The organism is Solemya elarraichensis gill symbiont, assembly GCF_002021095.1.
In the GTDB taxonomy this organism is placed as follows: Bacteria; Pseudomonadota; Gammaproteobacteria; order Chromatiales; family Chromatiaceae.
The window spans coordinates 1-6,587 of sequence record NZ_MPRK01000093.1 but is presented as its reverse complement, the minus strand read 5'-3'; the positions used below and the strand labels follow the sequence as shown (position 1 = coordinate 6,587).

Below are 6,587 nucleotides of genomic sequence, written 5' to 3'. Positions count from 1 at the left end.
GTCCATTCGTCCATTCGTCCATGTAGAACTTCTTGAACTCAACCGAGAGCACACAGATGCTGTCGGGATAGTTTTGATGAATCCATCCGGCCAGTTGTCGGCCCTTGAACTTGACGTTTTCACGCACATCAAGATGTCGGCCCAGGAAATCGTAAGCATGCAGATCTGAAATAAAACGCATAATAATCGGCAGGCAACGTTCTCGATCTATCATCGTGCCTGTTCCCACGTTCACTTCCGGATTGCCGGTAGGGTCGGCAGGTGGTCCCTCCGGGCCTGCACGCCGGTAGTTGTATGCATGCAGATCAAACACGACGATGTGGCCGAAGTGTGCCACCAGTTTGTCCAGCAGGAGTCTTAACTCTGCGTAGAAGTCGTCATACTCATCCAAGGAGCGGTTTATCATCTCCTCACCCGGCGGCTCTTTCCACAAGTGAAGTCCCCAGGCCATTTCCGGACTCGTGTAGACTGCTTCATCGCGAGGTCGGTTCAGGTCTACTTCAAAGCGCGAATGGTCAGGAACCAGCCAGGTAGGCACCACTTTGGCCAAGTAGTCTGTATAAGGGTCGTCTTCGTGGGCACGATCAGAATCGCTCAGGGCAAGCAGCGGTAGCAGCTCGCGACGGACTTTGTGTCCGGCATGAATGGCTGTTGCCATGAGCGGGCTATCGCCGGAGTGTTCTATCCAGATTTTATTATCGTGCATACCGGTTCCTTTTAGGGCTGGTCCGGATGATTAGGCATTGCATGGCCAGCCATTGGGCGGTTTCGTTTGCCCTTGGTCAATAATTCTCTCTATTCATTAATAGTATAGGTAATCTTTATCATTCCTAATAGCTGACAATTAGACTCATTTAGGTAATGAGAGAAAGGCGGTAATACGGGTTTATATACGGATGTTTATAGGTGTGGAGTACATCGTCTCCATTAAATTTAAATAATGGATCAAATGGGTTAACCACGCATAATTGAAAAAGGGCCTGCTAAAAGCCCCTTTTATATTATCAGCAATCGGCTGCGCTACTTGCCTTGTTCATATGAATTTTTAATCTGTTAGTGCATCTTAAGGAACCTAATATTTTGCCAACGAATACGAAGTGAATTTGATGAGTGATATGATTAACCATAAGTTCAGAAACGTCTTCGACTTGGCATGTTGAGTCATAGAAGATAGCCATAGATCGTGAATCATTCACTGATCTGACTGAGTAATGAGAGTGTTATGCAACAAAAGTTATCTTCTATTTCGGATATGAAGACTGTACTGGAAATGCGGAAGGGTGGTTTTTCTATCCGAAATATACTGTTTAGTGAATGCGAGGCATGGGATTTTAACGAGGGAGCCTTCAAACATAAATCCCATGGCTATTTTGATTTCGTCGGCGTTGGTAGTGTGAATGAAAGGCCCGTTAACCGTATTTACCTGTACCAGCCTCAGTCCGCGTTTAATGGATTACTTGAATCCAGTGTTGACGGTGAAGCCAGCTTCCTGATCCAGGCCCGTACGGAACCAGGCAATGAGGGAATGGCACAGTTTGGTCCGACAGTTCAGTCTACCCCAGCCAATTACCAACGATTACATGGCGGTCGATCGACACCATACCTAAAGGATTTCTTCTCTTACCAGCCTGGTGGTCAATCCATATCCGAGTCGACACAACTCGACCTTGGTGAGCGCTATATTCATAAAACGAAGCGTCTTAGCTATATTCGTGCAAACAGGGAAGTCATTCCCCATGAAAATTATTATTGGCTGCCTACATCGGTGATTCCGGAAGCTGTTACTGAGAGCCTGCTGCTGGATACGGACCTGCGCTCAATGATTTCAGTCATGCCTTGGGGAGATGTATTGAACACGTATGATGTGGGTTCCAGCACATTACTTTCATTTCTTCGTGCCAGTCTGGACACTCCTGTACGCGGGTCAGTGATGGGTGAAATAACCTCGAAAATAGCATCTTTCTCTCTACCTGTTTGCTTGTGTAATCTTGAGCAACTGGAGAATTGGCAGTTTTCTGACGAGAAATGGAGTGATGTTAATTCGGACCAGGGGTTCTCTGTTGAAATGTTTCATGTAGAAGCACCGGGAAGGGAGGTCGAACAGTGGCAGCAGCCATTGATTAACAGCCATTCTCAAGGACGTTTTGTCCTGGTTTGCCGGATTCGTGATGGTTTACTGGAATTGCTGTTAGATGTACACAACGAAGCAGGGCTGGCAACGGGTTCCGCAGTATTCCCTAGCTTTCTACGTTACCCCGGAGAAAATGCTGATGAACATGAAGAACGCTTTGATGATTACCTTGATTCAGAGGCTGGTCAATTAATTCTCAGTACCACTGAATCGGAGGAGGGTGGCCGGTTTTATAGAGATATCAACAGTTACGAGATAATTTTGATCGACGGCACTCAAGAATTTGATGGGATTGATTCATCGAGCTATTACTGGACCCGGGTAAGCGAACTCAAGAAACTACTAAATCTCTCAAACTGTTGTTCCATTCAACTTCGCTGTATAGCATCTCTCCTGCTTGGCTTGAAATGAGTGGCAGGAGAATATGCACGTACTTAATTACCTGCCTTGATTGGAAACATATAATAGTTATAAGTAATCATTTTCTACTAAACCAGTTTGACTGGCATTGCCTGGCCTTCAGCTATTGATCTGATTCGATTGGCGTCCATACGGGTCGCATTTTCTGGTTCAGTAAACCATTTCTGATATTGCTCCACCTGCCAGTGTTTAGAAGAATTGCCTGAATTAATAACGAGTTTGCTTTTTCGTAAACGTCTTTTCTTATGAGTCTCTTTTTTGCCGCCAGGCCGAGGGTTTCCAGCATGTAATGACGCTGCATCAAACGATTGCCAAAGAAACTTTCGGCTTGTGCCCCCTCATTATCAGAGAATGCAATCCAGACTCTAAATTTCTGATCAGAATGTTGTCTGACATTAAGTAGCGGACTATCAATATAGTGAACACCATTAAGTAATGCTGCCCTGAAAGGCAGTATCCAATCGGTTGTTACCGCCGATCGATTGGGATCAAAATCACCAAAAATATCGAATACATCACGGGTCCAGGCGAGGGTAGCCCCGGTGATATTCTTGCCTCGACCATTCATGGCCTGAGAGAGCAGGCTGTTGTCGGGCAGAATTTCAGAATCAAACATTCGCCAAGGTTCAGGCGCCTGTTTCAGGTTCGTCACGGTAGGGTCTACAAAGTGAATTGCATTACTCGCGATCAGACTTGCCCCACTTTCTTGCCAGGCACTGACGATAGTGGAAACTCTGTCCGGCATACTAATATCGTCACCATGAGCAATGACAATCAGCTCCCCGGATGACAAAGCCATTAACTTGTTGTAATGACTTATGCCAAGGTTATTGGGATTACGGTTCACAATGACCTTGTGACTGCCATTATAGTCCTGCAGTCTTTCCTTGATTTTGTCGAAAGTTCCGTCAGGGGATGCATCATCTGAAATCAAAATTTCAGATTAGGGTAGGTCTGGTTTAACAGGCTGTCTATCGCCTGTGCTATGTAAGCTTCTTGGCGAAAGGCCGGGAGAGCAATGGTAACCAGTGGAAATATTTCGTTTGATGTCATAATAATATTCAATACATAGCAAAAAAATCTATTGCGATCTAAAGCGGCTTCTCTGCAGCCTGATTCACATGATTATTGTCTCAGATTAAAGGTATAAAGGCACTGTTCCTCAGATAACCCATATTTGGTTTAAAATATAAGTAGAGACCTGCAACAGTTGCCACAGAGATAGTCATCTACTGTCGATGTGACGAAAGCTGTATATGTATTAGCAGGAGAAGCAGCAAATGAGTCTGTTAATTGACACAATTCGGAAAGAGCAAGCCGAGGTCGAGACTGTCAGGCATAAAGCTGAAAGCGCCCGACGCGCAGCGCATGCCAGGCGCCTCACCGAGGAGTTGATGAAGGACTTGGCCGAACTGGAGCCGAAATTGGCGCCTAACGGCGATATTCATATATCCGACGGCGACAATTTCTACTGCCGCATTCTGGTTGACTCAACCGGATACCGAATTGCCCGCTATGAGGATACTGATGACTCGGGTGCAGCCTCGACATTCACCCCGGATCACGAAGATAAGGAAAGACTGATCCGAAGTGTTATCGATCACCTTCCACATGATGTGGTGCAGAGGCTATCGATGAAAATTGAACCGAGATCACCGCTCCAGGTCATTGCTGACATGTTTGTCGATAGTTGGTATAAGCTGAAATCCCTTTAAGGTGCCCGCTATCACCTTTGCGCGTCACTCACCGTTAAAATGTGACATCAAGGCATAATTTTTGTCGGCGTGTAGCATCTTTCAAGTCATATAAAACAATCCGGGATACTCAAGCCGGCCATCTTCTTTTGAGTTATGACCGGCTTGATCTTACGGAGCTATCGCTACGCTATTTTACTTTGGCGAATAGGTAAATTTCTGTCCGCCGATACTGGCTTCATACATCAGGCCACCTTTCGCAACTGTAAAAGTTGCCATGCCCTTGTGGTAATGGCCAGTCGTTGTGGCGTCGTGTTGTCCGCCGCTGAGTCCTGTAGATGTTCCTGTGGTTGTTGCCGCAGCAGAAGCGCCTGCCGTGATCGCGACAGCTGTAGCCTGGGCACCGAATTCAAAGTTACCACTGGTGAACTCATTGAAGGCACGTTGATCCTGGAAGAAAATCATCTGGCTGTATGCCTGTCCACCCAATTGAAAACCGATTGTGAGTTGAGTGACATCAGTATTACCAACATAAGCCCCTTGCTTATAGACGCGACCCTTGCCATAAGCGCCACCTATGCCAATTCCTCCCTTGCCAATCGTTGGGAAGACTGCGTAGCCATAACTTTTGTTGAAGTATTTACTGCTTTCAACGGCATTTTTAAACACACCGATCGTGTCTTGATATTTGTCTGCGAAAGCATTGGTTGTCGGGAGGAATAAAATCAGACCGATAATAAGATATGCAATTTTTTTCATTTTTTTATCTCTCCTATCTCTTGGTAATTATTAGACCATTCATTATGAATTAGGTTTACACATAAAGTAGCACACTTGAAGAACCATGCTACTTTGAAAAATGCGTGGTAAAGCGCTTATTGTCTCTATGCCAATCCCATATCCTTATTTACTAATATTGGAGTAACTACAGGGTTTTGCTCTTTTCTGGCACAGAAATGTTAAATATCTCCTATCCTTGATAGGGACTCGATCAAATAATGCGGAGACCTTGCATGCCAATATATATGGACAGGCACTTTATTGAAGATGCCAAAAGAAGTGCCATCGCGGATGCGCATGAGAAGGATCTGCAGATCCAGGACAAGCATCACGTCAAGTTTCTCACCTACTGGTTTGATGAGGCGCGCTGTTCAGCCTTCTGCCTGGTAGATGCGCCAAATAAGGCGGCGATTCAATCAGCGCATGATGAAGCGCATGGCTCAGTCCCGCATGAAATAATTGAGGTCGACCCGGGAGTTGTCCAGGCTTTCCTGGGCAGGGTGGAAGATCCGGTGCCGATAAACACATCATCCGAGCCCGAGATAGACAGTGCGTTTCGGGTCATCATGTTTACCGACCTGAAAGATTCAACTTTGATGACGACTTTGCATGGCGATACCAGGGCGCTCCATCTTTTGCATGTGCATAATGCACTGACTCGTAATGAACTGAGAGAACACGATGGCCATGAAGTGAAACATACCGGTGACGGAATCATGGCATCTTTCAGTTCTGTTCCCAAATCTGTTGAATGTGCCGTGTCCATTCAAAAGGCGTTCGATTCGCACAATGAAGAGAATCCCGAGGATGGGCTCTTCTTGCGTATTGGCCTGAGTGCCGGTGAACCGATAGAGGAGCACGGCGACCTGTTTGGTACATCAGTTCAGTTGGCTGCCCGACTCTGCTCTCATGCAGAACCGGGCCAAGTACTGATTGCGGAAAATGTCAGGGAGCTTTACGGCGATGGCCCGGTAGCATTTGAGTCACAAGGAGGGGTGACACCAAAAGGATTTGAGCAGGCGGTGCAGATTTATTCCGCAATTTGCTAGGTGGTTTTGCTGCTTAACCCACCTCATCCAGTACCCTGCGACGGAAATCGACACCAATCCTTTCGGCAATTTGCCTGCATGCGTCAATATCGACGCCCTCCAGTCCAGCGATTGCAGTCAATGAAACTTGCATCCCGGCTCTCTTTGCGCAAGCAGTGAAATCGAGCATGGCATCAAATGCACCATCCAGTTTCGGCCTGGTGTGCCGGATGTATATCTCTTCATTTTGGGCATTCATCGAGATCGACAGCTTCTCTACAACTGCAGCCATCTCCGGCGTCACATCATAATGGTAGAGGAGGTTGGCAAGGCCATCCGTATTGATCAGGACCGGAATATCGTATTGTTTGACGTACGCAGCGATTTCCAGCAGCACATCAAGACGCTGGGTCGGTTCACCGAGGCCACAAAAAACAATCGCTGCGCGCCAAGGAGAGAGAATCGAAGGCGCGTAGTCCCCGGTAGCCACTAGGCGAGACTGTTTTTCTGACGTGCGCCAGCGCCAAAGGAAAA

Annotated in this window: 7 protein-coding genes; 3 read left to right on the top strand and 4 right to left on the bottom strand. The window is 46.6% G+C overall.

What is annotated here, in order from left to right:
- Positions 1–706 (bottom strand): N-formylglutamate amidohydrolase (locus BOW51_RS06040; protein WP_078476915.1); only part of this gene is annotated, 706 nt, incomplete at its 3' end.
- A 516-nt stretch (positions 707–1,222) separates the two neighbouring features.
- On the opposite strand from BOW51_RS06040, the gene BOW51_RS06035 reads away from it, so the two are divergent.
- Positions 1,223–2,542 (top strand): NDP-hexose 2,3-dehydratase family protein, encoded by a 1,320-nt coding sequence (locus BOW51_RS06035; RefSeq protein ID WP_078476914.1) that lies wholly within the window; start codon positions 1,223–1,225, stop codon positions 2,540–2,542.
- A 112-nt stretch (positions 2,543–2,654) separates the two neighbouring features.
- On the opposite strand, the gene BOW51_RS06030 is transcribed toward BOW51_RS06035, so the two are convergent.
- Positions 2,655–3,485, bottom strand: coding sequence for a glycosyltransferase (locus BOW51_RS06030; RefSeq protein ID WP_167367252.1), 831 nt, complete (start codon positions 3,483–3,485; stop codon positions 2,655–2,657).
- A gap of 346 nt (positions 3,486–3,831) precedes the next feature.
- Here BOW51_RS06030 and BOW51_RS06025 point away from each other — a divergent pair, with 346 nt between their 5' ends.
- Positions 3,832–4,266, top strand: coding sequence for a hypothetical protein (locus BOW51_RS06025; RefSeq protein WP_078476912.1), 435 nt, complete (start codon positions 3,832–3,834; stop codon positions 4,264–4,266).
- 174 nt (positions 4,267–4,440) lie between these two features.
- Here the strand turns inward: BOW51_RS06025 and BOW51_RS06020 are convergent, their stop codons facing one another.
- Positions 4,441–5,004 (bottom strand): YSC84-related protein, encoded by a 564-nt coding sequence (locus BOW51_RS06020; RefSeq protein ID WP_078476911.1) that lies wholly within the window; start codon positions 5,002–5,004, stop codon positions 4,441–4,443.
- A 254-nt stretch (positions 5,005–5,258) separates the two neighbouring features.
- On the opposite strand from BOW51_RS06020, the gene BOW51_RS06015 reads away from it, so the two are divergent.
- Positions 5,259–6,074: a nickel-binding protein gene (locus BOW51_RS06015; RefSeq protein ID WP_167367251.1), complete on the top strand. Its 816-nt coding sequence runs from the start codon at positions 5,259–5,261 to the stop codon at positions 6,072–6,074.
- Between the two features lie 13 nt (positions 6,075–6,087).
- Here the strand turns inward: BOW51_RS06015 and BOW51_RS06010 are convergent.
- Positions 6,088–6,587, bottom strand: a 500-nt coding sequence (locus BOW51_RS06010) for a TatD family nuclease-associated radical SAM protein (RefSeq protein ID WP_078476909.1), incomplete at its 5' end; no start/stop codon positions are given.